This window comes from Polaromonas sp. YR568, assembly GCF_943372955.1.
In the GTDB taxonomy this organism is placed as follows: Bacteria; Pseudomonadota; Gammaproteobacteria; order Burkholderiales; family Burkholderiaceae_C; genus Polaromonas.
This window is the reverse complement of the sequence record NZ_CALSAL010000002.1, coordinates 568,108-592,953: the sequence shown is the minus strand read 5'-3', so window position 1 is coordinate 592,953 and position 24,846 is coordinate 568,108. Positions and strand designations below refer to the sequence as shown.

21 protein-coding genes are annotated in these 24,846 nt (G+C 64.5%); 16 read left to right on the top strand and 5 right to left on the bottom strand.

Annotated features, from left to right (window positions below):
- Positions 1-5: 5 nt before the first annotated feature.
- Positions 6-1,424 (bottom strand): argininosuccinate lyase, encoded by a 1,419-nt coding sequence (gene argH / locus AAG793_RS08725; RefSeq protein ID WP_341906794.1) that lies wholly within the window; start codon positions 1,422-1,424, stop codon positions 6-8.
- Between the two features lie 255 nt (positions 1,425-1,679).
- On the opposite strand from argH, the gene AAG793_RS08720 reads away from it, so the two are divergent.
- The 4 genes from AAG793_RS08720 (at position 1,680) to AAG793_RS08705 (ending at position 5,517) form a co-directional block, all read left to right on the top strand.
- On the top strand, positions 1,680-2,741 hold the full coding sequence (locus tag AAG793_RS08720) for a histidine kinase (protein ID WP_341906792.1): 1,062 nt from the start codon (positions 1,680-1,682) through the stop codon (positions 2,739-2,741).
- Positions 2,738-3,508: a LytTR family DNA-binding domain-containing protein gene (locus tag AAG793_RS08715; protein WP_341906787.1), complete on the top strand. Its 771-nt coding sequence runs from the start codon at positions 2,738-2,740 to the stop codon at positions 3,506-3,508. Before AAG793_RS08720 ends, AAG793_RS08715 begins: the two co-directional genes overlap by 4 nt.
- Before the next feature lie 87 nt (positions 3,509-3,595).
- Positions 3,596-4,324 (top strand): FkbM family methyltransferase, encoded by a 729-nt coding sequence (locus AAG793_RS08710; protein WP_341906784.1) that lies wholly within the window; start codon positions 3,596-3,598, stop codon positions 4,322-4,324.
- An 8-nt stretch (positions 4,325-4,332) separates the two neighbouring features.
- A complete protein-coding gene (locus AAG793_RS08705) occupies positions 4,333-5,517 on the top strand; it encodes an AI-2E family transporter (protein WP_341906781.1) in 1,185 nt (394 codons plus the stop codon).
- Positions 5,518-5,566: 49 nt separating this feature from the next.
- Here AAG793_RS08705 and ppc read toward each other — a convergent pair whose 3' ends face one another.
- Complete coding sequence (ppc, locus tag AAG793_RS08700) at positions 5,567-8,419, bottom strand: phosphoenolpyruvate carboxylase (protein WP_341906779.1); 2,853 nt, start codon at positions 8,417-8,419, stop codon at positions 5,567-5,569.
- A gap of 127 nt (positions 8,420-8,546) precedes the next feature.
- On the opposite strand from ppc, the gene hemC reads away from it, so the two are divergent.
- The 4 genes from hemC to AAG793_RS08680 are packed head-to-tail and all read left to right on the top strand — an operon-like array spanning position 8,547 to position 12,846.
- The gene (hemC, locus tag AAG793_RS08695) at positions 8,547-9,566 is read left to right on the top strand and encodes a hydroxymethylbilane synthase (RefSeq protein ID WP_341906776.1); all 1,020 of its coding nucleotides are present in this window, start codon (positions 8,547-8,549) and stop codon (positions 9,564-9,566) included.
- A complete protein-coding gene (locus tag AAG793_RS08690; RefSeq protein WP_341906773.1) occupies positions 9,566-10,390 on the top strand; it encodes a uroporphyrinogen-III synthase in 825 nt (274 codons plus the stop codon). Before hemC ends, AAG793_RS08690 begins: the two co-directional genes overlap by 1 nt.
- 2 nt (positions 10,391-10,392) lie before the next feature.
- Complete coding sequence (locus AAG793_RS08685; protein ID WP_341906770.1) at positions 10,393-11,541, top strand: uroporphyrinogen-III C-methyltransferase; 1,149 nt, start codon at positions 10,393-10,395, stop codon at positions 11,539-11,541.
- Positions 11,542-11,556: 15 nt separating this feature from the next.
- The gene (locus tag AAG793_RS08680) at positions 11,557-12,846 is read left to right on the top strand and encodes a heme biosynthesis HemY N-terminal domain-containing protein (RefSeq protein WP_341906766.1); all 1,290 of its coding nucleotides are present in this window, start codon (positions 11,557-11,559) and stop codon (positions 12,844-12,846) included.
- 106 nt (positions 12,847-12,952) lie between these two features.
- On the opposite strand, the gene AAG793_RS08675 is transcribed toward AAG793_RS08680, so the two are convergent.
- Entirely contained in the window at positions 12,953-16,105 is a 3,153-nt protein-coding gene (locus AAG793_RS08675) for an Rne/Rng family ribonuclease (RefSeq protein ID WP_341906763.1), read from the bottom strand.
- Positions 16,106-16,845: 740 nt separating this feature from the next.
- Here AAG793_RS08675 and AAG793_RS08670 point away from each other — a divergent pair.
- The 4 genes from AAG793_RS08670 to AAG793_RS08655 are packed head-to-tail and all read left to right on the top strand — an operon-like array spanning position 16,846 to position 20,080.
- Positions 16,846-17,925, top strand: coding sequence for an RluA family pseudouridine synthase (locus AAG793_RS08670; RefSeq protein ID WP_341906760.1), 1,080 nt, complete (start codon positions 16,846-16,848; stop codon positions 17,923-17,925).
- Between the two features lie 46 nt (positions 17,926-17,971).
- Positions 17,972-18,631: an HAD-IA family hydrolase gene (locus AAG793_RS08665; protein ID WP_341906757.1), complete on the top strand. Its 660-nt coding sequence runs from the start codon at positions 17,972-17,974 to the stop codon at positions 18,629-18,631.
- A gap of 23 nt (positions 18,632-18,654) precedes the next feature.
- Positions 18,655-19,020, top strand: coding sequence for a Rieske 2Fe-2S domain-containing protein (locus AAG793_RS08660; protein WP_341906755.1), 366 nt, complete (start codon positions 18,655-18,657; stop codon positions 19,018-19,020).
- A 22-nt stretch (positions 19,021-19,042) separates the two neighbouring features.
- Positions 19,043-20,080 carry a S49 family peptidase gene (locus AAG793_RS08655; protein WP_341906752.1) on the top strand — a complete coding sequence of 346 codons (1,038 nt, stop codon included), beginning with the start codon at positions 19,043-19,045 and terminating at the stop codon, positions 20,078-20,080.
- Positions 20,081-20,176: 96 nt separating this feature from the next.
- Here the strand turns inward: AAG793_RS08655 and AAG793_RS08650 are convergent, their stop codons facing one another.
- Both AAG793_RS08650 and AAG793_RS08645 read right to left on the bottom strand, forming a co-directional pair.
- The gene (locus AAG793_RS08650; RefSeq protein ID WP_341906748.1) at positions 20,177-20,944 is read right to left on the bottom strand and encodes an SAM-dependent methyltransferase; all 768 of its coding nucleotides are present in this window, start codon (positions 20,942-20,944) and stop codon (positions 20,177-20,179) included.
- Positions 20,941-21,597, bottom strand: a complete 657-nt coding sequence (locus tag AAG793_RS08645; protein WP_341906745.1) for a Maf family nucleotide pyrophosphatase — start codon at positions 21,595-21,597, stop codon at positions 20,941-20,943. Before AAG793_RS08645 ends, AAG793_RS08650 begins: the two co-directional genes overlap by 4 nt.
- 25 nt (positions 21,598-21,622) lie before the next feature.
- On the opposite strand from AAG793_RS08645, the gene AAG793_RS08640 reads away from it, so the two are divergent.
- From AAG793_RS08640 to AAG793_RS08625, 4 genes are all read left to right on the top strand, one after another.
- The gene (locus tag AAG793_RS08640) at positions 21,623-22,165 is read left to right on the top strand and encodes a DUF177 domain-containing protein (protein WP_341906741.1); all 543 of its coding nucleotides are present in this window, start codon (positions 21,623-21,625) and stop codon (positions 22,163-22,165) included.
- Positions 22,166-22,430: 265 nt separating this feature from the next.
- Complete coding sequence (gene rpmF / locus AAG793_RS08635) at positions 22,431-22,613, top strand: 50S ribosomal protein L32 (RefSeq protein ID WP_341906739.1); 183 nt, start codon at positions 22,431-22,433, stop codon at positions 22,611-22,613.
- 85 nt (positions 22,614-22,698) lie between these two features.
- A complete protein-coding gene (gene plsX, locus AAG793_RS08630) occupies positions 22,699-23,847 on the top strand; it encodes a phosphate acyltransferase PlsX (protein WP_341906736.1) in 1,149 nt (382 codons plus the stop codon).
- A 7-nt stretch (positions 23,848-23,854) separates the two neighbouring features.
- A complete protein-coding gene (locus AAG793_RS08625) occupies positions 23,855-24,832 on the top strand; it encodes a beta-ketoacyl-ACP synthase III (RefSeq protein ID WP_341906734.1) in 978 nt (325 codons plus the stop codon).
- The last annotated feature ends 14 nt before the right edge of the window (positions 24,833-24,846 follow it).

Sequence of the window (24,846 nt, the reverse complement as noted above, 5' to 3'; positions counted from 1 at the left end):
CTGATTCAGGCCTTCGGAGCCAGGCGCTGCCGGTGTTTTGCCGCCTGCAGCTTCACCTGCGCTGGCGCTGTTCCACCCAGGATGTTGCGGGCGTTCAGCGAGCCGCGCAGGCTCAGCACGTCGTACACGTCTTTTTCGATCTTCGGGTTGAATTCCTGCAGCACGGCCAGCGGCAGCTCGGACAGGTCCACCGCGTGCGAGGTGGCGGCCTTGACGGCATGGGCCACGGTCTCGTGGGCATCGCGGAAGGGCAAGCCTTTCTTCACCAGATAGTCGGCCAGGTCGGTGGCGGTGGCGTAACCCTTGAGGGCAGCGCGCTCCATCGCCTCGGGCTTGACGGTGATGCCGCCCACCATCTCGGCAAAGATGCGCAGCGTGTCCTTGAGTGTGTCCACCGTGTCGAACAGCGGCTCCTTGTCTTCCTGGTTGTCCTTGTTGTAGGCCAGTGGCTGGCCTTTCATCAGGGTGATCAGGCCCATCAGGTGACCGACCACGCGGCCGGTCTTGCCGCGCGCGAGTTCGGGCACGTCCGGGTTCTTCTTCTGCGGCATGATCGACGAGCCGGTGGTGAAGCGGTCGGCGATCTGGATGAAACCGAAGTTCTGGCTCATCCACAGAATCAGCTCTTCGCTCATGCGGCTGATGTGCACCATGGCCAGCGAGGCGGCCGCGGTAAATTCAATCGCAAAGTCGCGGTCGCTCACGGCGTCCAGGCTGTTCTGGCAGACGCAGGGCTGGCCGTGTTCGTCAACCATGCCCAGTGTGCGGGCCACGCGCTCGCGATCCAGCGGGTAGCTGGTGCCAGCCAATGCAGCGGCACCCAGCGGCAGGCGGTTGACGCGCCGGCGCACTTCCTGCATGCGCTCGGCATCGCGGCTGAACATCTCCACATAGGCCAGCATGTGGTGGCCGAAGCTCACCGGCTGGGCTACCTGCAGGTGGGTGAAGCCGGGCAGGATCACTTCGGCGTTTTTTTCGGCCATGTCGACCAGCGCGGTCTGCAGTTCGACCAGCAACTCGGCGATCAGGTCAATTTCGCCGCGCAACCATAGGCGCACGTCTGTCGCCACCTGGTCGTTGCGGCTGCGGCCGGTGTGCAGGCGCTTGCCGGCGTCGCCAACGAGCTGGGTCAGGCGTGCCTCGATGTTCAGGTGCACGTCTTCAAGGTCCAGCTTCCATTCGAAGGCGCCAGATTCAATTTCGCTGCGGATCTGCGTCATGCCCTGCACGATGGCGGCATGGTCAGCGGTGGCAATGATGCCCTGCGCAGCCAGCATTTCGGCATGGGCCAGTGAGCCGGTGATGTCGGCCAGCCAGAGGCGCTTGTCAAAGAAAACACTGGACGTGTAGCGCTTGACCAGGTCGCTCATCGGCTCGGAGAAGAGGGCAGACCATGCCTGGGACTTTTTGTCGAATTGGTTCACGTCGGGCTTTCTGTCGGGCGGGTGTTTTGCGGGGCCGTGAGGCCCGGTTGCGTGGCGTGCTGGCGAGTTGTCTGCCAGGAGTCCGAAATAGCGTCTGGAATGGCAACCCAAAACGCCCCAAACGCCCGCAGCGGTGCAATACTTGCAGCAGTCATTTTATCCGCCGTCCCGAGCAGCCTGTGGCCAGCGGGGCCTGTGCGGTCTGCTTGTGTTTGCTTGCGTCTGCCATCACTCATTTTTGCCCCTGCTTTCCGGATGACCCCTTCTAAACCTCCTGCCGGATTCGGTGAATCCACGCTGTATGGCAGCTTCATCCCCGGGGAAGAGGCGGCGCCTGCTGCGCCAGCGCGTGCCGGCATGTTCGATGTGTGCCATGTGGGCGTGGTGCTGCGCACCGTGTTGCTGGTCGAGGCTGTGGTGGGCGTTGGAGCGATGTTTGTGTCCGAGAACTTCCAGGACTGGCTGCTGCGCTTTTCCCTGCTCACGGGTGGCGTGCTGCCGGCCACGCTGGCTTGGCTGATTGCCGCCTGCTCGCTCAAGAAGTACCTGAACCCGCTTGGGGCCTCAATGCAATGGGTGGCGGGTGTGTTGCTGGGCGCGCTGTCCGGTCTGTACGGCTGCGCCATGCTGGCTTTTACCGGCATGCTCAAGTCGCCCCCGTGGTGGGCCAGCGCGGCGGCGGGCGCATTGCTCTCGGCCATCGTGCTGGCGGGGCTGTTCTGGCGCGCCAAGGCCTTGACCCCAGCGGCCACTGCAGCCCGGCTCGATGAGCTGCAGTCGCGCATCCGGCCGCACTTTTTGTTCAACACCCTCAACAGTGCGATTGCGCTGGTGCGTGCCGAGCCCGTCAAGGCCGAGCGTGTGCTGGAAGATTTGAGCGAGCTGTTCCGCAGTGCGCTGGAGGACCCGGCGGAGTCGGTGACGCTGGCGCAGGAAATCGCGCTGGCGCAGCGCTACCTGGCGATTGAGCAGGTCCGCTTCGGCGAGCGCCTGCGCGTGAGCTGGAACCTGGACCCCACCGCCGATATGGCCCGACTGCCGCCCTTGCTGCTGCAGCCGCTGGTGGAGAACGCCGTCCGGCACGGCGTGGAGCCCAGCGCCAGCGGCGCGCAGTTGACCATCACCACGCTGCGGCGCGGTGCCACTGTGGTCGTCAAGGTGACCAATTCCACGCCTGGAGGTGCTGGCGAGCGCGGCCACGGCCTGGCTCTCGCCAACGTGCGCGAGCGCCTGATGCTGCTGCACGATGTGCAGGCCCAGTTCAAGACCGCACTGAAGGACGGCGTGTTCCAGGTGCGGCTGGAGATTCCGGCATGACGAGCCCGGCCCTGACATCGCCACTCACCTCGCCACTGACACTGCTGGTGGTGGATGACGAGGCGCTGGCGCGCTCCCGCCTGCGCACGCTGGTCGGTGATTGCACGGCGCCGCGCGCCGAGGTGCTGGCAGAGGCCGCCGATGCGGTGCAGACCATGAACGCCCTGCGGCGCGGCGTGTTCGATGCGGTGCTGCTGGACATCCGCATGCCTGGTGTGGATGGCATGCAGCTGGCGCGTGCCATTCAGGCCTTGCCGCAAGCGCCTGCTGTGGTGTTCGTCACTGCACATGCCGAGCACGCCGTGCAGGCTTTCGAGCTGGAGGCGGTGGATTACCTGACCAAGCCGGTACGCCTGGAGCGCTTGCAGCAGGCCCTGCACAAGGTGGAGCGTTTGAAGCAGGCGGCGCAGAAGCCCGAGGAGGCCGCCGCAGAGATGCTGGTGATCCAGGACCGCGGCCGTACCGAACGGGTGCCGATTTCCGAGGTGCTGTATTTCAAGGCCGAGCTCAAGTACATCACGGTGCGTACCGCACAACGCAGCTACATCCTCGACGGCTCGCTGAGCGAATTGGAAGAGCGCCATGCCAGCCGATTCATGCGCATCCACCGCAATGCACTGATTGCCCGTCGGGCGGTTCGAGCGCTTGAAAAACATTTTGACCCGGAAGAAGGAGAGGGCTGGGCAGTTCGCCTGGCAGGTCTTGACGAACTGCTGGCGGTGTCGCGGCGCCAGCTCAGCGCGGTGCGTGAGGCGATCACGGGCTGATCGCAGGTTGATCGGCGGATTGATAATCGCGCTGGCCTTTGACACCACCTGAACCGACTTCGCCCGTTCCCAACCCCAGAGATATTCATGCAAGCACGCGCCGATTTCATCCAACGCCGAATCGACACCTTCAAGAATGAGCCGGCCGTCGAGCAGGCGCTGGTGCAGGAATTTTTTCAGGGTCAGCCCGGGTTTTATGTCGATGTAGGTGCCAACGATCCGACGCTGGATTCCCAGTCCCACCACCTGGAAGGCATCGGCTGGACGGGCCTGCTGGTCGAGCCAGACCCTGACTGCTGCGAGCTGCTGCGTCGCAGTCGCAAGGGTGTGGTGGTCGAGATGGCATGCTCCAGCCCAGCCAACGCCGGCAAGCTCCTGCAGCTCAATCGCGCTGGCCCTCATTCAACACTCGAAGACCGTCCGATCGCACTGGGTGCTGTGGTGCGCTCGACGGTTTCGGTGGCGTGTGCGACGCTGGACAGCATTCTTCAGACCCACGCGGCGCCGGTTGGCTTTGATCTGCTGTCCATTGACATTGAAGGCCATGAGCTGGTCGCCCTTTCGGGTTTTGACATCGGCCACTGGAAGCCGCGCCTGGTGCTGATGGAAGACCACGTCACCCATTTGCAAAAGCACCAGTGGATGACAGCCCGTGGTTATCAACTCATTTTGCGAACCGGGTTGAACAGCTGGTACGTTCCCGCGCAGCTGTCCTACAGCTTTACCTTGGCTTCCAGGTTTGAATACATCCGTAAATACTATTTAGGGTTGCCGCTGCGCAAGCTGCGCTATTCGCGCACACCCGCGAGCACCTGAGGAGACCTATGACGGAAGAATCTGCTGCGGACGCCCCCCTGGCGCCGCCTGGCGAGGTTGCGCCTGCGCCTGAACTTGTGTCGGAACCCGCACGCCTGATGCTCCACATGCCAGTGGACATTCGCAGTGTGTCGCTGGCCCTGCTGGCCGCACTGGCGGCGCTGTTCGTGCTGCACTGGGCGCAGGCGGTCTTCATTCCGGTGATGCTCAGCGTGATCTTCAGTTATGCGCTGTCGCCGGTGGTCAACTGGCTGCAGGCCCGGCGCGTGCCGCGCTGGCTGGGGTCGGCCATCCTGATGCTGACCATCGTTGGTGTGGTGAGCGGCTCGGCCTACCTGCTGCGCAACGAAGCCTCCCAGTTGGTTGATGCCTTGCCAGCCGCCGCCCAGAAGTTCAGCAAGGCCATCAAGGCCCGCAGCGGCAAGCAGGACAGCACGCTCGAAGCGGTGCAGAAAGCCGCCTCGCAGCTGGAGCAGGCGGCACAGGAAAGCGCCGCTGTACCTGGTAACCGCGGGGCCATGCGAGTGGTGGTGGAATCGCCCCGCTTCAATGTGCGTGACTATCTGTGGTCTGGCACCAAAGGCCTGATGACTTTGGTCGGACAAATGACCGCGGTGCTGTTCCTCACCTACTTCCTCATGGTCTCCGGCGATGCCTTTCGGCGCAAGCTGGTTCGCGTCGCAGGCACCACCTTGAGCCGCAAGAAGATAACCCTGCAGGCGCTCAACGAAATCACCGGCCAGATCCAGCGTTACCTGCAGATGCAGCTGTTCACCAGCGCGCTGGTGGGCGTGTTGACCTGGGCCGCGCTGCTGGCGATCGGGCTGGAGAACGCAGCGGTCTGGGGTGTGGTGGCGGGCGTGCTTAACCTGATTCCTTATGTGGGTGCGCTGATTACCGCCGGCGCTTCGGCCCTCGTGGCCTTCCTGCAGTTTGGCAACCTCAACATGGCGCTGCTTGTGGGCGGCGCCTCGCTGGCGATCCACACCGTGGTGGGCAACCTGCTGACACCGTGGCTGACCAGTCGCACCAGCCGCATGAGCCCGGTCGCGGTGTTTGTGGGCCTGCTGGCCTGGGGCTGGCTGTGGGGCGTGTGGGGCCTGCTGCTCGGCATCCCCATTCTGATGATCGTCAAGTCGGTTTGCGACCGTGTCGATGACCTCAAACCGATTGGCGAGTTTCTGGGCTCCTAGGCGTCCGTCGGTCTTGGGAGCCATTGGCTGCCAATTGACCGCAACGCGATCAACCGGTGTTTCGCAGCCCCGCAGCAATCCCGTTGATGGAGATGTGGATACCCCGCTGCACCCGCTCATCGGCCTGACCCTCGCGGTAGCGCCGCACCAGCTCCACCTGCAGGTGATGCAGGGGGTCGATGTAAGGAAAACGGTGCCGGATGGAGCGCTGCAGTGCTGCGTTGCCAGCCAGGCGCTGTTTCTCGCCAGTGATCAGCGTCAGCGCCTCGGCCGTGCGGTGCCACTCTGCCTCAATGGCCGAGAAGATGCGCTTGCGCAGGCGCGCATCGCCCACCAGTTCCGAGTAGCGCGAGGCCAGTGCCAGGTCGCTCTTGGCGAGCACCATGTCCATGTTGCTGAGCAGTGTTCTGAAAAAGGGCCACTGCTTGTACATCTTCTGCAAAAGCGCCAGCGCTTCCTTGCGGCTCGCTGGCGTCCCGCCTTGCCGCAGGAACTGCTCAATGGCCGAGCCGAAGCCAAACCAGCCAGGCAGCGTGAGACGGCACTGGCCCCAGCTGAAGCCCCAGGGAATGGCGCGCAGGTCTTCGATCTTCTGTGAGGGTTTGCGCGACGCCGGGCGCGAACCGATGTTGAGCTCGGCGATCTCGCGGATGGGCGTAGCGCCGAAAAAGTAGTCGGTGAAGCCGGGTGTCTCGTACACCAGCGCGCGGTAGGCCGCCATGCTGGCTGCTGACAGACTGGCCGCCGTCTGCAGAAAGGCCGGTGTCGCCGACTTGGTGGGCTGCAGCAGCGTGGCTTCCAGCGTGGCAGCCACAAGGGTTTCGAGATTGCGTCGGCCGATCTCCGGGTTGGCGTATTTGGAGCCAATCACCTCGCCCTGCTCGGTCAGACGAATCTGCCCGCGCACAGTGCCCGGGGGCTGCGCCAGAATGGCCTGGTAGCTTGGTCCGCCGCCGCGGCCCACCGTGCCGCCGCGGCCGTGGAACATGCGCAGCTGAATGTTGTGCGAGTTGGCCAGCTGGTCGAACAGCTCCACCAGCGCAATCTCGGCGCGGTACAGCTCCCAGTTGCTGGTGAAAATGCCGCCGTCCTTGTTGCTGTCGGAGTAGCCCAGCATGATGTCCTGCTCGGCACCACTGCGCTGCACCTGCGCCGCGATACCGGGCAGGGCGTAGAACTCGCGCATGATGGGCGCGGCATTGCGGAGGTCTTCAATGGTTTCAAACAGCGGCACCACGATCAGGTCGTGCCGGGCCTGCTGGTCTACCGTCCCTTGCATCAGGCCGACCTCTTTCTGCAGCAACAGGACCTCCAGCAGATCGCTGACGGTTTCGGTGTGGCTGATGATGTAGTGGCGAATGGCCTCCTTGCCAAAACGCTCGCGCGCGACGCGTGCCGCCTCGAAGATGGCGAGTTCCCCCTGGGTGTGGGCGGAGTAGCCGGCGCCAACCACGCGCAGCGGCCGGGCATCGCTGAGCAGGTGCATCAGCAGCGTACGCTTGGCGGCTTCGTCCAGCTGGGCGTAGCGCGCCTCGATGCGCGCGGTAGCCAGCAGTTCGGCGACCACTTCCTCGTGCTTGTCCGAGCTCTGGCGCAAATCCACGGTGGCCAGATGAAAGCCGAACACCTCCACCGCGCGGATCAACGGGTGCAGGCGCTGGGCGATCAGCGCCTCGCCGTGGTGGCTGCGCAGGGAGGCCTCAATGGTGCGCAGATCTGCCAGGAACTCTTCCGACCGCAGGTAAGGGTTTTGCGGTGCCACCGCGTGGCGCGCCGCATCGCCGCCGGTCAGCGCCTTCAGCGTAGCGGCCAGCCGCGCGTAAATGCCGGTGAGGGCGCGGCGATAGGGTTCGTCGCGGCGGTGCTCGCTGGTGTCGGGTGAGCGCTCGGCCAGCGCCTGCATCTCGGCGCTGCAGTCCACCAGCATGGCCGACAGGGAGAGCTCGCCGCCCAGAAAGTGCACTTCTTTCAGGTGGTGGCGCAAGGCCATCTCGGCCTGACGGCTCAGCGCGTAATTCAGCGTGTCTGCACTGACGTTCGGATTGCCGTCGCGGTCGCCGCCAATCCACTGGCCCATCCGCAGAAAGCTGTGCACCGGCTGGTTGCCCAGTTCGCGTTCAAGATTCGCATACAGCTTGGGAATCTCGCGCAGGAAAGTCGCTTCGTAGTAACTCAGCGCGTTCTCGATTTCATCGGCCACCGTGAGCTTGGAAAAGCGCAGCAGCCGCGTTTGCCAGAGCTGCATCACGCGGGCACGCAGCTGGGCCTCGTTGGCGGCCAGCTCGCGTGGTGTGAGGGCATCTTTGCTGGCATTGATGGCCTGCGCCAGCGCCTTGATGTCGTCGCGTGCGGTGAGCAGCTGGGCGATGTCGCGCTCGGCATCCAGAATGCTCTTGCGCTGCACCTCGGTGGGGTGTGCGGTCAACACCGGCGATACAAAGCTGTGGGCCAGGGTGTTGGAGATGGCCTTGGCCGAAATACCAGCCCATCGCAGGCGTGCCAGCGCGACTTCAATGCTGCCTTCCTGCGTGTCGCCGGCACGCTCGTGCACCGCGCGGCGGCGGATATGGTGGCGGTCTTCGGCCAGATTGGCCAGGTGGCTGAAGTAGGTGAAGGCGCGGATCACGCTGACTGTCTGGTCGCCTGAGAGGCCCTTGAGCAGTTTTTTCAGCGCTTTGTCGGCCTCCTGGTCGGCGTCGCGGCGAAATGCCACTGACAGCTTGCGCACCTGCTCGATCAGCTCATACGCCGCCACGCCTTCCTGTTCGCGGATCACGTCACCGAGGATGCGGCCCAGCAGGCGGATGTCTTCCACCAGCGGCCGTTCGTTGTCGCGTGCGCGGGCTGAGGTGCTCGCGCCCGCTCCGCTGCTGCCTTTTTTCTTCTGTGTTGAGGTGACCATCTCCGCCCTTGTTGTGCGCTTTCGCGTGCCCTTGACCATGCCCGTGAACGCAGGAAACTACCTGATTTCCCGCGTAATTTTGCATGCTAGCATTCACTCACCCCCAAAGATTACAAACAGGTTACGAGTGGCCGCTGCATCCCCAACCCATCCCGTCCGCAACAACAAGGTGGTGATTGCCACGCGTGAAAGCCGCCTGGCGCTCTGGCAAGCCGAGCATGTCAAGGCCCTGCTGGAATCGCACTTCGGCTGGGAGGTGGAATTGCTGGGCATGACCACCCAAGGCGACCAGATTCTGGACCGCTCGCTCAGCAAGGTCGGCGGCAAGGGCCTGTTCGTCAAGGAGCTGGAAGTTGCGTTGAGTGAAGGCCGCGCAGACATCGCTGTGCATTCCCTCAAGGATGTGCCGATGGACCTGCCCGACGGCTTTGCGCTGGCCTGCGTGATGGAACGCGAAGACCCGCGCGATGCCTTTGTCTCCAACCAGTATGCGTCGCTGGATGATTTGCCGCAGGGCGCTGTGGTGGGAACCTCCAGCCTGCGCCGGCTGGTGCTGCTCAAGGCCTTGCGGCCTGACCTGAACATTCATCCCCTGCGCGGCAACCTCGACACCCGCCTGCGCAAGCTCGATGAAGGCCAGTACCAGGCGATCGTGCTGGCAGCGGCTGGCCTCAAGCGGCTGGGACTTGAATCACGCATTCGCACCACCTTTGAACCCGCGCAGATGCTGCCCGCCGCCGGGCAGGGCGCGCTGGGCATCGAGGTCTGCGCCGACCGTACCGATCTGCTGCAGGCGTTGGCTACACTGGCACACCAGCCCACCTGGTTTGCCGTGACCGCCGAGCGCACGGTGTCGCGCGCCATGGGCGGCAGTTGTTCCATGCCGCTGGCCGCTTTCACCTGCAGGCCGCAAGGCACTGTGGGCGATGCCCTGATGCAACTCGACGCCGCCTGGGGCGATCCGGTCGCTGTGGACGGCGCTGCTGATGGCGCTGCAGCGGTGGCGGGCCCGTTACCACCGCTGGTGCGCGTGCGCCAGTCCGCCGCTGTGCGCAGCTTCGCTGAAGCCGAGGCACTGGGGCAGGCTGTGGCCACCGAGCTTCAGGCGCGCGGCGCCGTCTGGGCTGGAAAAGCCGCAGACCACTGATGTCTGCCGGGTTGGCGTCCCCGGGCCGCAGCGCGCCGGCAGTCATCGTCACCCGGCCCGCCCGTGAGGCCGAAGCGTGGGTCACGCAGTTGCAGCAGGCTGGCTTTGCCGCAGAAGCCTTGCCCCTGATGGGCATCGTCGCCGCAGACAACCCGGCCGCCGTGGCCGAGGCGTGGCGGGGCTTGCACGCATTTTCCGCATGCCTTTTTGTGAGCGGCAACGCGGTGGAGTTTTTCTTCCGGAGCAAGCCCGCGATGCCCTTGCCGCCCCAGACCCGCTTTCTCGCGCCTGGCCCCGGCACGGCGGCTGCGCTCGTGGCGCTGGGCGTGGCGCCGTCGCAGATCGATATGCCAGCGGCCGATGCGTCGCAATTTGATTCCGAGGCCTTGTGGCGCGTGATCGGCTTGCGTGACTGGCAGGGCCAACGCGTGCTGGTGGTTCGCGGGGACAGCGACGGTGCCGGCACCGGCACGGCCAAACCCGGGCGCGACTGGATTTCAAACCAGTGGCAGGTTGCTGGCGCGCAGGTGGATTTTTTGAGCGTGTACCAGCGTCGCGCGCCACAGCTGAACGCAGCCCAGATGGAACGCGCACGGCGTGCCAGCGTGGATGGCTCGGTATGGCTGTTCAGCAGCTCGGAGGCCGTGGCTCACTTGGCAGCCCAAGCAGACATTGAAGGCATCGGCTGGCGCCAGGCGCGCGCGGTGGCCACGCACCCCCGCATCGCCGAGACCGCACGTGCGGCTGGATGGGGTGTTGTTGTGGAGTCACGGCCCTCGCTGAGGGACATCGGGCAGGCATTGCGCTCGATAGAATCCCTTTAGCCATGAGCGACAGCCCACCCGATCAGCCTTCTTCAGCACCGACGGATTCACCTTCCGTGCGGGAGCGCGGGCTGGTGCCGGCGGTTGCGGCTGGCCCGCACGACGCCAATGTCTGGATGGTGCCGCGTAGATGGGGCCTGCTGTTCGCCGCGCTGGCGGCCGGCGGTTTGCTGGTCAGCGTCCTGCTGTGGCAAAAACTCGGCAACATCCAGGAGGAACTGGCGCGCCGCAGCACAGACTCTGGCGCACAGGCCATCGAGGCCCGCGCTCTGGCGCGTCAGGCCCAGGAGGGCACGACCGAACTCACCGCCCGTCTGGCACTGCTGGAAACCCGCATCAGTGAAGTGAGCCTTCAGCGCACGCAGCTGGAAGAGCTGATGCAGAGCCTGTCGCGCTCCCGTGACGAGAACCTGGTGGTGGATGTGGAGTCGGCCCTGCGACTCGCACAGCAACAGGCACAGCTCACTGGCAGTGCCGAACCCTTGCTCGCAGCCCTACGGTCGGCCGACCTGCGCCTGGCCCGTGCGGCGCAGCCCCGCCTGAATCCGGTGCAGCGGGCGGTGGCCCGCGATGCGGCCCGCATCCGGGCGGCAGTGCTCACCGATGTGCCGGTGCTGACACTGCGCATTGATGAACTGGTGCGCCTGGCCGATGAATTACCGGTGGCCAATGCCATGGTCTCGCATACCACCACGCCGCGGTCGGTGCCTGCAGCACCTGCTGCGGGAGGTGAGTCCGGCAAGACGGCCTGGCCAGCATGGCTGGGTTCGGACAGGCAGGCTTTCAACGCGTGGTTCGCCAACGTGCTGGCCAGCCTGCGAGAGGAAGCCCGCAAGCTGCTGCGCGTGAGCCGCATTGAGCAACCCGAAGCGGCGCTGATCTCGCCCGAGCAGTCTTTCTTCCTGCGTGAAAACCTCAAGCTGCGCCTGCTCAATGCACGCATTGGCCTGCTGTCTCGCCAGACCGACGCCGTCCGGTCGGACCTGGCCAGCGCCAGTGCGTGGATGGGCAAGTATTTCGATCAGACCTCGCGCAAGACACAGTCGGCGCAGCAGCTGCTGGCGCAGGTGCAGGCCCAGGTCAAGACCAGCGAACTGCCCCGGCTCGACGAGACCTTGGCAGCGCTGGCCACGGCGGCAGCAGGCCGCTGACAGGCAGGGCACCGCATGCGCGCAGCTCTCTGGCTTCTGGCCCTGTTCGGCGTTGCAGTGGCTGTGGCCCTGATCGCGGGTAACAACCAGGCGGTGGTGACGGTGTTCTGGCCACCGCACCGGGTGGATGTGTCCTTCAACCTGATGGTGCTGCTGCTGGCTGGTTTTTTTGTGGTGCTGTACCTCGCACTGCGGGCACTGTCCGCGCTGTTCTCACTGCCGGCAGAGGCCTTGCGCTGGCGTGCGCTGCAAAAGGAACGCGCGATGTACGGTGCGCTGATGGACGCGCTGGCTCACCTGCTGGCGGGCCGCTACATCCGTGCCACCAAATCGGCGCAGAACGCACTGGCGCAGGAAAAAAGCCTGGATCAACTCGCCGAGCAGGCAGGCCATGCCACCGGCTACAGCGCCAGTCGTGGCAGCCAGTTGCGTGCGCTGGCCCATCTGCTCGTGGCCGAGAGCGCGCAGTCGCTGCAGGACCGTCCGGTGCGCGATGCCCATTTACAACTCGCCCTGCAAAGCGCTGCGCCGCGCCATGCGCAGGAGGTGCGTGAGGGGGTGCAGTTCCGCGCAGCGCGCTGGTCACTGGAAGACCGCGATGCACAAGGGGCCCTCGACTGGCTGGCGCAGTTGCCACAGGGTGCCGCCCGGCGCACGCTTGCGCTGCGCATGCGACTGCGTGCCGCGCGGCAGGCAAGGCAAACCACCCAGGCGCTGGAGACGGCGCGCCTGCTCGCCAAACACCGCGCGTTCTCGCAAGGCGCGGCCGAGAGTATCGTGCGCGGCCTGGCGCTCGAACTGCTGGGTAACGCACATGACCCGGCGCAGCTGCAGCAGGCCTGGATGTCGCTGGACGACAGCGAGCGCGCCATGCCGGAGCTGGTGGTGCATGCCGCAGCACGCCTGATGGCCCTGCACGGCGACCCTGATACGGCACGTGGCTGGTTGCTGTCGGTGTGGGATCAGGTCATGGCGCCGCAGTCGACGATGGGCGACAACCTGCGCATCAAACTCATCGGCGTGCTGGAACTGGGCCTCGACACACTTGACGCCGCCTGGCTGGCCCGCATCGAATCAGCCCAGCTCAATCGCCCGCGCGATGCCAACCTGCAGTACCTCGCCGGCATGGCGTGCCTCAACCGGCAGCTGTGGGGTAAGGCACGGCAACTGCTCTCGCAAGCCGCTCCGGCGCTGCAGGATGTGACGCTGCACCGCAATGCCTGGCGCGCGCTGGCCCTGCTGGCGGAGCAGCGCGAAGATGAACCGGCGGCGGCGCTGGCTTACAAGCGCGCGGCAGAACTCTGAGCACTGCGATCTAAGCACTGCGGGTTGGCGCAGACAAAGAAAAAGGCCCGCATGCGGGCCTTTTTCAGTGGGGTGACGCTGCCAGTGATTCGCTGGCGCTGCGCTGTCAGGCGCCAGGCGTTGCCGGTGTCTCAAACGGCAGCTTCATTGACGCCAGATCGCGACGCGTTTCCACCAGCACGAGCGGACCTTCGTCCGACACGACCAGCGGAGGACGTTCACGCGGCACATGCGCGGGCTTGACCTCGGCCGCCATGGCGGCTTGCGCCTCGGCGATGCGGGCAGGGTCAGAGTTGACCCACACCAGACCGGAGGTCTCGGCTACCTGCGCCAGTTCCTGCAATGGCAGCGTATAAGCCTGAACGACAGGCAAGGCGGCTGCTGCAGGTGCTGCACTCGCTGCGACCGGTGCCGCAGGCGCCGGGGCGGCCGGACGCGCCACTGGAGGCGCAGAGACTGGCTCAGCAGCTGGCGCCCAGACAGGCTGTTCCGTCGGCTGAGCGGCTTGTACCGGAGCGGGCTGGAAAGCATCCTGTGCCGGAGCGATAGGTGCGTCGGCGTTGCTGCCATCGCCTGACTCGTTTTCGGCAGGAGCGCCGTTCATGCCGGGCTGCTGGGCGCGGTCACCATCGTTGCGCTCGCGGCGGTCGCGACCATAGCGGTCACGGCTGCGGCGCTCGCGCGGCTGGCGCTGCTCTTCGCCTGCGGGTCCTTGTTCCTGGCCAGGCATCACGATCTGACCGGCGTCGTCGGCTCCGACAGGGGCCATGGCTTCACCGTTCATGGCGTCGGCAGCCACCGTGCTGGCACCTTCAGCGCCATCACTGCGACGTTCGCCGCGACGACCGTTGCGGTCACCGCGCTCACGGCGGCCTTCGCCACGGGGTTCGCGTGGCTCGCGCGGACCGTGATCGCCCTGAGGACGGTCGGCGTTGGCGCTGCCTTCTTGAACGGGACGTTCCTGGCGCTGTGGAGTGCCTTCACCCATCGCAGCGGCCATGGCCGCTTGATTGGCGAGTGCCAGATCCTGTTCGGCTGCGTCGCGCGGAATGCCACGGTCACCGCCGCGATCACCACCACGGTCACCACGTTCACGGCGGCCACGGCCCTCGCGGGGTTCCCGGGGCTCGCGCTGTTCACGCGGCTCGCGGGGTTCACGTCCGGCGTTGTCGGTGCGCGGCTGGCCTTCGACGGCTGTTTCCGGGCGGGCTTCACGAGGTTCACGTGGCTCGCGCGGTGCGCGCTCCTGGCGCTCGCCGCTCCGGCCTTCGTTGCGACCTTCGCCGCCAGCACCGCGGCCCTCGCCACGCGCGTCACCGCGTCCGCGTCCACCACGGCGACCATCACGGCCACCGCGTTCACCGCCAGCGCCGCGGCCCTCGCCTCGACCCTCACCGCGGCCTTCAGTCCGACCCTCTGGTCGGCCGTCACGGCGGCCTTCACGGCCTTCGGTGCGTTCGTCTTTCTTCACTTCGCGTGCCACGGGCGCAGGGGTGGGCGTTTCCGCGCCACCGAACAGGCCCTTGATCCAGCCAAAGAAACCTTTTTCAGCCGGTGCTGCCACCGGTGCAGGCGCGGGTGCCGTGCGCACGGGGGCTTTGGCCGCTGGTGCTGCGGGCGCCACCACTTCGGGGCGCGGCGCGGCAACGGGTGCAGGTGCGTCGGGCAGCACGCCCTTGATGATGGGTTCCTGCTTGTTGTGCTTTTCCTGGCTGCGGCGGGTGACGGTGGTCGGGTCTTCGATCTCGTCGGCCATCTTGTAGCTGGCCTCGATGTTGTCCAGACGCGGGTCGTCGTGCTTCAGGCGTTCCAGGCGGTAGTTCGGTGTTTCCAGCGTCTTGTTGGGCACCAGCAGCACGTTGATGCGCTGTTTGACTTCGATCTTCGCGATCTCGGAGCGCTTCTCGTTGAGCAGGAAAGACGCCACATCCACAGGCACCTGACACAGCACGGAAGCGGTGCTGTCCTTGAGCGACTCTTCCTGGATGATGCGCAGGATCTGCAGCGCCGAGCTTTCGGTGTCGCGGATATGACCGGAACCGCCGCAACGCGGGCAGGGAATCGATGCACCTTCCGAGAGGGCAGGCCGCAGGCGCTGACGGCTCATTTCCATCAGGCCGAACTTGCTGATGGTGCCGAACTGCACGCGGGCGCGGTCTTGCCGCAGTGCGTCGCGCAGGCGGTTTTCCACATCGCGGCGGTTGCGCGACTCTTCCATGTCGATGAAGTCGATGACGATCAGGCCGCCGAGGTCACGCAGGCGCATCTGGCGGGCCACTTCGTCGGCGGCTTCCAGGTTGGTGCGGGTGGCGGTTTCCTCGATGTCGCCGCCCTTGATGGCGCGGGCCGAGTTGACGTCCACCGAGACCAGCGCCTCGGTGTGGTCGATCACGATGGCGCCGCCGGATGGCAGCTGCACGGTGCGGGCGTAGGCCGACTCGATCTGGTGTTCGATCTGGAAGCGGCTGAACAGCGGTGCGTCGTCGCGGTAGCGCTTGACGCGGTGCTCGTGCTCGGGCATCACGTGGGCCATGAACTGGCGGGCCTGCTCGTACACGTCGTCGGTGTCGAACAGGATGTCGCCGATGTCGCTGTTGAAGTAGTCGCGGATGGCGCGGATCACCAGGCTCGATTCCTGGTAAATCAGGAAGGCGCCCTTGCCGCCTTTGCCAGCGCCGTCAATGGCCGTCCAGAGCTTGAGCAGGTAGTTCAGGTCCCACTGCAGCTCGGGCGCGCTGCGGCCGATGCCTGCGGTGCGCGCGATGATGGACATCCCGTTGGGATATTCCAGCTGGTCCATGTTTTCCTTGAGCTCGGCCCGGTCTTCGCCCTCGATGCGGCGGCTGACGCCACCGCCACGCGGGTTGTTCGGCATCAGGACCACATAGCGGCCTGCCAGCGAGACGAAGGTCGTCAGGGCCGCGCCCTTGTTGCCGCGCTCTTCCTTTTCGACCTGAACCAGCAGTTCCTGGCCTTCACGGATCACATCGTTGATGCGTGCCTGGTTGACGGGCACGCCCTGCGCGAAGTACTGCCTGGAGATTTCCTTGAACGGCAGGAAGCCGTGGCGGTCTTCGCCGTAGTCGACAAAGCAGGCTTCCAGCGAGGGCTCGACGCGGGTGACGACGGCCTTGTAGATGTTGCCCTTGCGCTGCTCGCGCCCTTCAATTTCAATTTCGTAGTCGAGGAGTTTTTGTCCGTCAACAATCGCCAGGCGGCGTTCTTCGGCCTGTGTGGCGTTTACCAGCATCCGTTTCATGGGTGGTGTCCTTCTTCGTTCGTCGTCGCATTGCTCCGGCCCGTCCTGTGGAGGAGCCGAAACGTCTCAAGCCCAAGCGGGCCAACGATGCCGGGAAGACGTCGTGCGAACGGAGAGGAATTGCCGGAGAGCTTTTGACAGCACCCCACGGGCCGCGTTTGAGGCGGTCAGTGGCGTGGTCTGGGCGTAGGCGCGTGGATGGAGGGAGCGGGGGTCAAACGGATGGGGGCTGCCAGAAGGGCAGCGGTTGTCACCCACTGAACAAGGGGTCCGGGCTGATTCCTGCGATGCGCAGAGCCGGCAGCCGCGGTGAGGCGCTGCAGGTAAAGGAAAATCAGACCGACCACTGTTGTCATCAGGGGGTTACCCGTTAAAGGACTTGATCTCACCTGGATCCGCATGCAGCCTGCAGTGCGAAACTGAAGGCTACAGGCATGGTATTCCGTGTTTGTGTTCGCAAAACGTCGACGTTCTCTGCAGCTCAACAACCGCCGCGAGGTGCCTGGCACTCGTCGCTTGCGGGCAATCACCGCATGGGCATCGACCTTCCAGCGAGGCTGTTTGCTTGCCTTTTTCAGAGGCGGGGGATGTGTGTGGACTAAACTCCAGACAAATCAACCACTTACAGCGTATCGCTAGTGAAACACATTATAGGGCTAGCGTCAGGCAAGGCAAGACGGAGCGGAAACCCCAAGGATCAGCCAGCAGCGCAGCCCCTGCGCCCCGAGCCGCAGGGGGCGTTGCCGACGCCGCCCGCACCCGCTTTGCCTGCCGCCGCGCAGGCCAGCCTGGTCACGGTCGATGAGGATTACGCCGGTCAGCGGCTGGACAATTTCCTGATCCGCCACCTCAAGGGCGTACCCAAAACCCACGTGTACCGCATCATCCGCAGCGGGGAAGTGCGGGTCAACAAGGGCCGGGCGCATGCCGATACCCGGGTCGAGGCGGGCGATGTGGTGCGGCTGCCGCCGGTGCGTACCTCTGAGCGCGCAGAGCAGAAGGCCGAGGCGATGGCCCGAGAGGTGGTGCGGCATGGCGCGATGTCCACCACGGGCGGGCAGGCGCCGTCGCGTGAATTTCCCATCCTGTTTGAAGACGACTTCGTGCTGGCCATCGACAAACCTGCGGGCGTCGCGGTACACGGCGGCAGCGGGGTGAGCTTTGGCGTCATCGAGCAGTTGCGCATGGCGCGGCCCGGGGCTGATTTTTTGGAGCTGGTGCACCGGCTGGACCGCGAGACCAGCGGCATCCTGCTGATCGCCAAGCGGCGTATGGCGCTCAAGCTGCTGCAGGAGCAGTTCCGTGAGCGCGAAACCGACAAGGTCTATCTGGCACTGGTGAATGGACCCTGGCCCGCCAACCACCGGGTGATTGACAAGGCGTTGCACAAATACCTGATCGACGGTGGCGAGCGGCGCGTGAAGGTGGTGGCCAACGACCACCCCGACGGTCTGCGCTCGGTGACGCTGGTCAAGGTCCGCGCATCGGTACCTGCCAGTGCGCTGGCGCCATCGACGCCCTTCACCCTGCTGGAGGTCACCATCAAGACCGGGCGCACCCATCAGATCCGGGTGCATCTGGCCAGCGAAGGCCACCCCATTGCCGGTGATGACAAATATGGTGACTTCGAGCTGAACCGGGAGCTGCAGAAATCGGCACCCGGCGCGGTGCCGCTCAAGCGCATGTTCCTTCATGCCTGGAGCCTGAAGTTCAATCATCCGAAAACCCGCAAGGCGATTCAGCTGCGGGCTGAGCTGCCCGCCGAGTTGCAGCAGTTCCTGCCCGCCGAGCCGGCAGAAAAACCGGCTATTGGGGACTGAGGTCACGGGCCAAGCGGCAGCCGGCAGAGGCAGCGACAATTGCCGGATGCTGAAGCGCAATTTCGACCTCATCGCCTTCGACTGGGATGGCACCCTGTTTGATTCCACTGGCATCATCGTGCGCTGCATCCAGGCGGCCGTGCGTGATGTGGGCGGCACCGTGCCCAGCGACGAGGCGGCCGGCTATGTGATTGGCCTCGGCCTGATGCAGGCGCTGGCCCATGCCGCACCCGATGTGCCGCCAGAGAAATACCCCGAACTCGGCGCGCGTTACCGCCATCACTACACCGCGCATGCAGACGACCTGAGTCTTTTCAGTGGCGTACTGCCGATGCTGGATGCCCTGAAGGAGAAGGGTCATCTGTTGGCGGTGGCCACCGGCAAGTCGCGCCGCGGTCTCGACGAGGTGCTGCGCAGCGTGGAACTGCAGGGCGTGTTTGACGGCTCCCGAACCGCCGACGAGACAGCTGGCAAACCCGATCCGCGCATGCTGCATGAACTGATGGCGCAGTTTGATGTGCCGGCACACAGGGTATTGATGGTGGGCGACACCACGCACGACCTGCAGATGGCGGTGAATGCGCGCTGCCCCAGCGTGGGTGTCAGCTACGGCGCTCACGAGCACGCGGCCTTCGAGCCACTGGCACCGCGGCATGTAGCCCACTCAGTGCAGGAGCTTCACGACTGGCTGCTTGCCAACGCCTGAGCCCCGGCAGAGCACCGACTGACATGGACAGCCCGCAGCCCCTTTGCAACAGTGCGCATCTGGTCGAGGGTGGCGATGCGGTGCCCTTCGATGTGGTGTACGCGGGGCAGACCTGCCGTGCCTTTGCAATTCGTTACAAAGGCGGTGCGCACGCGTATCTGAACCGCTGCACCCATGTGGCGATGGAGCTGGATTGGCAACCCAACCAGGTGTTTGACAGCAGCGGACACTGGCTGATGTGTGCCAGCCACGGGGCAGAGTACCGACCCGACACGGGTGACTGCGCCGGCGGGCCCTGCCGTGGCGGGCTGGTGAAAATCGCGCTGTCAGAGGACGGCGGGGTGGTTTATTGGCATCCGGCTTACAACCTTCAGCCCGTGTGGCTGTGAATACTTCTCTAAACTATCGGGCATGACTGAACCCAACCGCCCGGACGACACCAACCTCTCCTTCCCGCCTTCGCCAGACGATGCGGGGTCTGCGTCGGGGAACAGAAAAGCGTCCAGAAACAACCTGACGGACGCCCCGGGCTGGGAGCGCGCCACGCTGGAAAAGCTGGCGTTCGCCGCACTTAATGAACAGAAAGCAACGCGCCGCTGGAAAACCTTTGTGCGCCTGTCCTGGCTGGTCTTTTTCATCGCACTGATCTGGATGGCGATGCACCGCGGCACACCTGCCACCGATGCGGCGGTGCCGCACACAGCGGTGGTCGAGATCAAGGGCGAAATTGCGGACGGGGCGGACGCCAGTGCCGAGTTCGTCAACGCGGCGGTTCGCGCTGCCTTCGAGGACGAGGGTGCCAAGGCCATCGTGCTGCTCATCAACTCCCCCGGCGGTAGCCCGGTGCAGGCCGGCATGATGAACGACGAGATCCTGCGGCTCAAGGCCAAGCACAAGAAGCCTGTCTATGCGGTGGTGGAAGAGTCGTGCGCATCGGCGGCGTATTACATTGCCGTGTCGGCCGACAAGATTTTTGTCGACAAGGCCAGCATCGTGGGCAGTATCGGTGTGCTGATGGACGGCTTCGGGTTCACTGGCCTCATGGACAAGCTGGGCGTGGAGCGCCGGCTGATGACAGCCGGCGAGAACAAGGGCTTTCTCGATCCATTCAGTCCGCAAAGCGAGAAGCAGCGCGTGTATGCGCAAGCCATGCTGGACCAGATTCACCAGCAGTTCATCACCGTGGTCAAGGCCGGCCGTGGCAAGCGCCTGAAGGAAACGCCCGAGATGTTCAGCGGCCTTTTCTGGAGCGGTCAGCAGGCCGTGGAACTGGGGCTGGCCGACCAGCTGGGTAACCTCGACTACGTGGCTCGTGAGGTCGTGAAGACCGAAGAGATCATCGACTACACACGCCGCGACAACGTGGCGGAGCGTCTGGCGAAGAAATTTGGTGCGGCCATGGGCGAAGGTGTCATGAAAGCCTTCAAAGCCATTCCGGCGCTGCGCTGAACGCCGCTTGCCCATCTCAACAGCCCGCCGCGTGCGGGCTTTTGTTTGGATGCGTGTGTTTGTCTATTTGTGTATTTGCTTGTGACTGCTCTGGCCTCAGCGGCCGAGGCATAACACGGCGGGCAGGGCCAGCGGTGGGTTCGGCTTCTCGCGGTTCCAGGTGCTGACCAGCGCACTGCGCGACCATGCATTGGCCAGTGTCAGCCCGCAGCTGACGGACAACCGTGTGTTGGCCTGCAGGGTTTGCAGCAGGGCCTGCAGCAAGGCCGCGTTGCGATAGGGTGTTTCGATAAACAGCTGGGCTTGCCCGGTTTTCAGGGCGAGCGATTCCAGCTCCCGAATGCGCTGCACCCGCTGACCACCGTCCTGAGGCAGGTAGCCAGCGAAAGCAAAGTTCTGACCGTTCAGCCCGCTGGAGGCGAGGGCCAGCATCAGCGACATCGGGCCGGTCAGCGGTACCACCTGCAAACCCAGATCGTGGGCCGCGCGCACCGCAGATGAACCCGGGTCGGCAATCGCGGGCATTCCTGCTTCGCTGACCAGACCCATGTCCAGGCCGTCCAGCGCAGGCCGAAGCAGCGGCCGCGCATCGAACTGGCCCGCGTGGTCGCCTTTCTTGTGAACGTCGCGGGGCAACTCCTGGATCTGCAGTTCCTGCACCGGTCGGGCCAATGGGTACAGCTCGCCAACCCTTTTCAGATACGCGCGGGTGCTTTTGGCGTTCTCGCAAATCCATGCAGGCAGCCTGGCAGCGATCTGCAGCGTGCCAGCCGGTATCACCGCGTCCAGCGGTGTTTGGGTGTCGCAGCCGAAATCCAGCGGCGCAGGCACCAGGTAGAGCTGGCCTCGGGTACCCACACTCATGCGCCTGCTCCGGTCGGCGCAAGCAGTTCAATACCCGCGGCACGAATCATCGCGCAGGTGCGGATCAGCGGCAGGCCGACCAGCGCGGTCGGGTCGTCACTCTCGATCGATGACAGCAGTGCAATGCCCAGGCCTTCACTTTTGGCGCTGCCAGCGCAGTCGTACGGCTGCTCAGCAAGCAGGTAGTTGTTGATCTCGTCATCGGTGAGATCGCGGAAGGTCACCCGCACGGCGGCAAGGTCTGCCTGCTCGAAGCCCGACTCCTGGCACACCACGGCCACTGCGGTCTGAAACACCACGGTCTGCCCGCGCATCTGCTGCAACTGGCGCACGGCACGCTCGTGGTTTCCGGGCTTGCCCAGCGGCTCGCCGTGCAGGTCGGCGACCTGGTCCGAGCCAATCACCACCGCGCCGGGAAACTGGCGGGCGACCGCCCGCGCCTTGGCCAGTGCCAGCCGCTCTGCCAGCGCGCGTGGCGACTCGTTCGGCGCCGGGGTTTCATCGACATCCGGCGCGGCCACGTCGAAAGGGATCTGCAGCCGCGCGAGCAGTTCGCGCCGGTAGCGCGAGGTGGAGCCGAGAACGAGGGGCCGCGGCGTGTGCCGAGGTGTTTCGTGCCGGGGTGTTTCGCTGGCGAGTGAGGCAATGGTCATGGACTGATTCTCTTACACTGCTGCCATGGCCAAAATCGTTCAAGCGCGCAAGCTCAAAATGCAGACCTTTGCGCAGGAAGGCGTGCCGCTTCAGGAGGTCACGCCGATCAGCGATCTGCCGCGTCTGACGGCCGAAGCGGCCGAGCTGGCGCCCGGTGCGTCTGTCGAATGGACCGCCCAGGCCGAATTGCGCGCCAGCCCGGGCCATGACGACACCGTCTGGCTGCACCTGCAGGCCAATACAGTGGTACCGCTGACTTGCCAGCGTTGCATGAGCCCGGTGCCGATCACTGTGGCGGTGGATCAGCACTACCGTTTTGTGGCGACCGAAGACATCGCCATGGCCGAAGACGACCAGTCCGAGGAAGACCTGCTGGTCATGGTGCCGCAGTTCGATCTGCTGGAAGTGCTGGAGGATGAACTGTTGATGGCGCTTCCGCTGGTGCCCCTGCATGAAACCTGCCCTGTACCACCCCGGCTTAGCGCTGGTGAGGACGACATGGCTGACGTTGGGGCGGAAAAGCCCAACCCCTTTGCGGTGCTGGCACAACTCAAACCCAAAAAATAGGCATTTGGTATTACTTTTCGCGGCTACTCGTCTTTTTTAAGCGGCGAATTGAGGCCAAGCCTGGGCGGCTTGTGCGTCCCCCAACGTGGCCATTAGGAAAATCCCCCGCTCCGGGCTATAATCTAAGGCTTCGCGTGCCCATCGGGTGCTGCAGCCGCCGTCTGAAGTCAAGACGCCGGCGCCGCCCCACTGATGAGTGATTGAAAGATCTGGTGCGCCGCGTGCTCACAAACGTTACAACCTTACACCCCATCAGGAGCGGATCATGGCCGTCCAGCAGAACAAAAAGTCACCTTCCAAGCGCGGTATGCACCGTTCGCACAACGCACTGACCGTGCCAGGCATCGCCGTGGAATCCACCACCGGTGAAACCCACCTGCGCCACCACATCAGCCCCACCGGTTTTTACCGTGGCCGCAAGGTGCTGAAAACCAAAAACGAAGCGTAACCAAACGCCTCAAGCATCGGCCCGCACTCATCCTGCGGGCCTTTCTTTTGCCTGAACCATCATTTTTGACTGCACCGGTCTGACCATGATCAGGATTGCTGTCGATGCCATGGGCGGGGACGTCGGACCCGCTGTCACGGTGCCCGCCAGTCTGGCCTTTCTTGAGGGTCATCCTGATGCGGCGCTGGTTCTGATCGGCCAGCCCGAGGCGCTTGCCGCACAGCCCCTGTTCGCCCGTCTCCGCGCGCACGAGCGCTGCCAGTTTGTGGCGGCCAGCGAAGTGGTGACCATGGACGATCCGATCGAGATCGCCCTGCGCCGCAAGAAGAATTCCTCCATGCGCGTGGCCATGAACCAGGTCAAGGACGGCCATGCCCAAGCTGCCGTCTCTGCCGGCAACACTGGTGCCCTGATGGCGATTGCGCGCTACGTACTCAAGACACTCGAAGGCATTGACCGGCCCGCCATCGCGACCCAGCTTCCCAATGCGCGGGGCGCGGCCACCACGGTGCTCGATCTGGGCGCTAATGTGGACTGCACTGAAGACCATCTGCTGCAATTTGCCGTCATGGGTTCGGCGCTGGTGGCGGCTATTACCGACAACCCCTCACCCACCGTGGGTCTGCTGAATATCGGCGAAGAGACGATAAAAGGCAGTGAAACCATAAAAAAAGCGGGTGAATTGCTGCGATCTGCCGCCAACTCCGGCGATCTTAATTTTTACGGAAATGTCGAGGGCAATGATATTTTCAAGGGCACCACAGACATCGTGGTCTGCGATGGCTTTGTCGGCAATGTGGCGCTGAAGGCCAGTGAAGGCCTGGCGAGCATGATTGGTGGCTTCATCAAGGCGGAGTTCTCGAGAAATATTTTCACGAAAATAGCTGCCATCGTTGCTTATCCGGTGCTAACTGCGTTTAAAAACCGTGTAGATCACCGTCGCTACAACGGCGCAGCCTTGTTGGGTCTGCGCGGCCTGGTGTTCAAGAGCCACGGGTCGGCCGACGCCTTCGCCTTCGAGCGGGCGCTGAATCGGGCTTATGATGCGGCTCGGAACCATTTGTTGGAAAGGGTTCGTGACCGCATTGCCCATGCAGCACCGCTGCTGGCAGCGGTGGCGCCTTCGCAGGTGGAAGAACTGCCACCAGAAACCGTTTCCGGTGCATTGTCCGGGGCACCGTCCAGCGAGATGGCCGGTGAGACCAAGGCTTCTGTCTCCCTGCCTGCACACTGATCAATCAATGACCCGTTATTCACGCATCACAGGCACTGGCAGCTACCTGCCACCGCGCCGACTGACCAATGCCGACCTCGCCACCGAACTGGCGGCGCGTGGCGTTGAAACCTCCGACGAATGGATCGTGGAGCGCACCGGCATCCGGGCGCGCCACTTTGCCGCGCCCGAGGTGACCAGCAGCGATCTGGGTGTCGAGGCGGCCAAACGCGCGCTGGAAGCGGCGGGCCGCCAGGCCGCTGACATCGATCTGATCATCGTGGCTACATCGACGCCTGACATGGTGTTCCCATCAGCCGCGTGCATCCTGCAGAACAAGCTGGGTATTGCCGGATGTGCTGCTTTCGACGTGCAAGCGGTCTGCAGCGGTTTTGTCTATGCCCTCACGGTGGCCGACGCGATGATCCGGACCGGGTCTGCGAGCCGGGCGCTGGTCATCGGCGCCGAGGTGTTCTCGCGCATTCTGGATTTCTCAGACCGTACCACCTGCGTGTTGTTCGGCGACGGTGCAGGCGCCGTGGTGCTGGAAGCGTCGGATACACCGGGTATTCTCGCCAGCGACCTGCATGCCGATGGCAGCCATGTCGGCATCCTGTGCGTTCCCGGCAATGTGTCTGGCGGTCAGATTCTGGGAGACCCGCTGCTCAAGATGGATGGCCAGGCCGTGTTCAAACTGGCTGTCGGCGTGCTGGAAAGCGCGGCCCGCGCCACGCTGGCCAAGGCTGGTCTGCAGGAGAGCGACATTGACTGGCTGATTCCGCATCAGGCCAACATCCGCATCATGCACAGCACCGCCAAAAAGCTCAAACTGCCGCTTGAAAAACTGGTGGTCACGGTGGACCAGCACGGCAATACGTCGGCCGCTTCGATTCCCCTGGCGCTGGATGCCGCCGTTCGCAGCGGCAAGATCAAGAAGGGTGACAACCTCATGCTCGAAGGCGTGGGCGGTGGCTTTACCTGGGGCGCGGTACTGCTCACGTACTGAGATGAATCGCTCAC

Excerpts from the sequence above, each read along its gene's own strand:
- rpmF (WP_341906739.1), top strand. The coding sequence starts at position 22,431 with ATGGCCGTCCAGCAGAACAAAAAGTCACCTTCCAAGCGCGGTATGCAC.
- AAG793_RS08655 (WP_341906752.1), top strand. The coding sequence starts at position 19,043 with ATGACTGAACCCAACCGCCCGGACGACACCAACCTCTCCTTCCCGCCT.
- AAG793_RS08705 (WP_341906781.1), top strand. The coding sequence starts at position 4,333 with ATGACGGAAGAATCTGCTGCGGACGCCCCCCTGGCGCCGCCTGGCGAG.
- AAG793_RS08715 (WP_341906787.1), top strand. The coding sequence starts at position 2,738 with ATGACGAGCCCGGCCCTGACATCGCCACTCACCTCGCCACTGACACTG.
- AAG793_RS08710 (WP_341906784.1), top strand. The coding sequence starts at position 3,596 with ATGCAAGCACGCGCCGATTTCATCCAACGCCGAATCGACACCTTCAAG.
- AAG793_RS08680 (WP_341906766.1), top strand. The coding sequence starts at position 11,557 with ATGCGCGCAGCTCTCTGGCTTCTGGCCCTGTTCGGCGTTGCAGTGGCT.
- AAG793_RS08650 (WP_341906748.1), bottom strand. The coding sequence starts at position 20,944 with ATGAGTGTGGGTACCCGAGGCCAGCTCTACCTGGTGCCTGCGCCGCTG.
- AAG793_RS08690 (WP_341906773.1), top strand. The coding sequence starts at position 9,566 with ATGTCTGCCGGGTTGGCGTCCCCGGGCCGCAGCGCGCCGGCAGTCATC.
- AAG793_RS08645 (WP_341906745.1), bottom strand. The coding sequence starts at position 21,597 with ATGACCATTGCCTCACTCGCCAGCGAAACACCCCGGCACGAAACACCT.
- AAG793_RS08640 (WP_341906741.1), top strand. The coding sequence starts at position 21,623 with ATGGCCAAAATCGTTCAAGCGCGCAAGCTCAAAATGCAGACCTTTGCG.
- AAG793_RS08685 (WP_341906770.1), top strand. The coding sequence starts at position 10,393 with ATGAGCGACAGCCCACCCGATCAGCCTTCTTCAGCACCGACGGATTCA.
- ppc (WP_341906779.1), bottom strand. The coding sequence starts at position 8,419 with ATGGTCACCTCAACACAGAAGAAAAAAGGCAGCAGCGGAGCGGGCGCG.
- AAG793_RS08675 (WP_341906763.1), bottom strand. The coding sequence starts at position 16,105 with ATGAAACGGATGCTGGTAAACGCCACACAGGCCGAAGAACGCCGCCTG.
- AAG793_RS08660 (WP_341906755.1), top strand. The coding sequence starts at position 18,655 with ATGGACAGCCCGCAGCCCCTTTGCAACAGTGCGCATCTGGTCGAGGGT.
- AAG793_RS08720 (WP_341906792.1), top strand. The coding sequence starts at position 1,680 with ATGACCCCTTCTAAACCTCCTGCCGGATTCGGTGAATCCACGCTGTAT.
- AAG793_RS08665 (WP_341906757.1), top strand. The coding sequence starts at position 17,972 with ATGCTGAAGCGCAATTTCGACCTCATCGCCTTCGACTGGGATGGCACC.
- plsX (WP_341906736.1), top strand. The coding sequence starts at position 22,699 with ATGATCAGGATTGCTGTCGATGCCATGGGCGGGGACGTCGGACCCGCT.
- AAG793_RS08625 (WP_341906734.1), top strand. The coding sequence starts at position 23,855 with ATGACCCGTTATTCACGCATCACAGGCACTGGCAGCTACCTGCCACCG.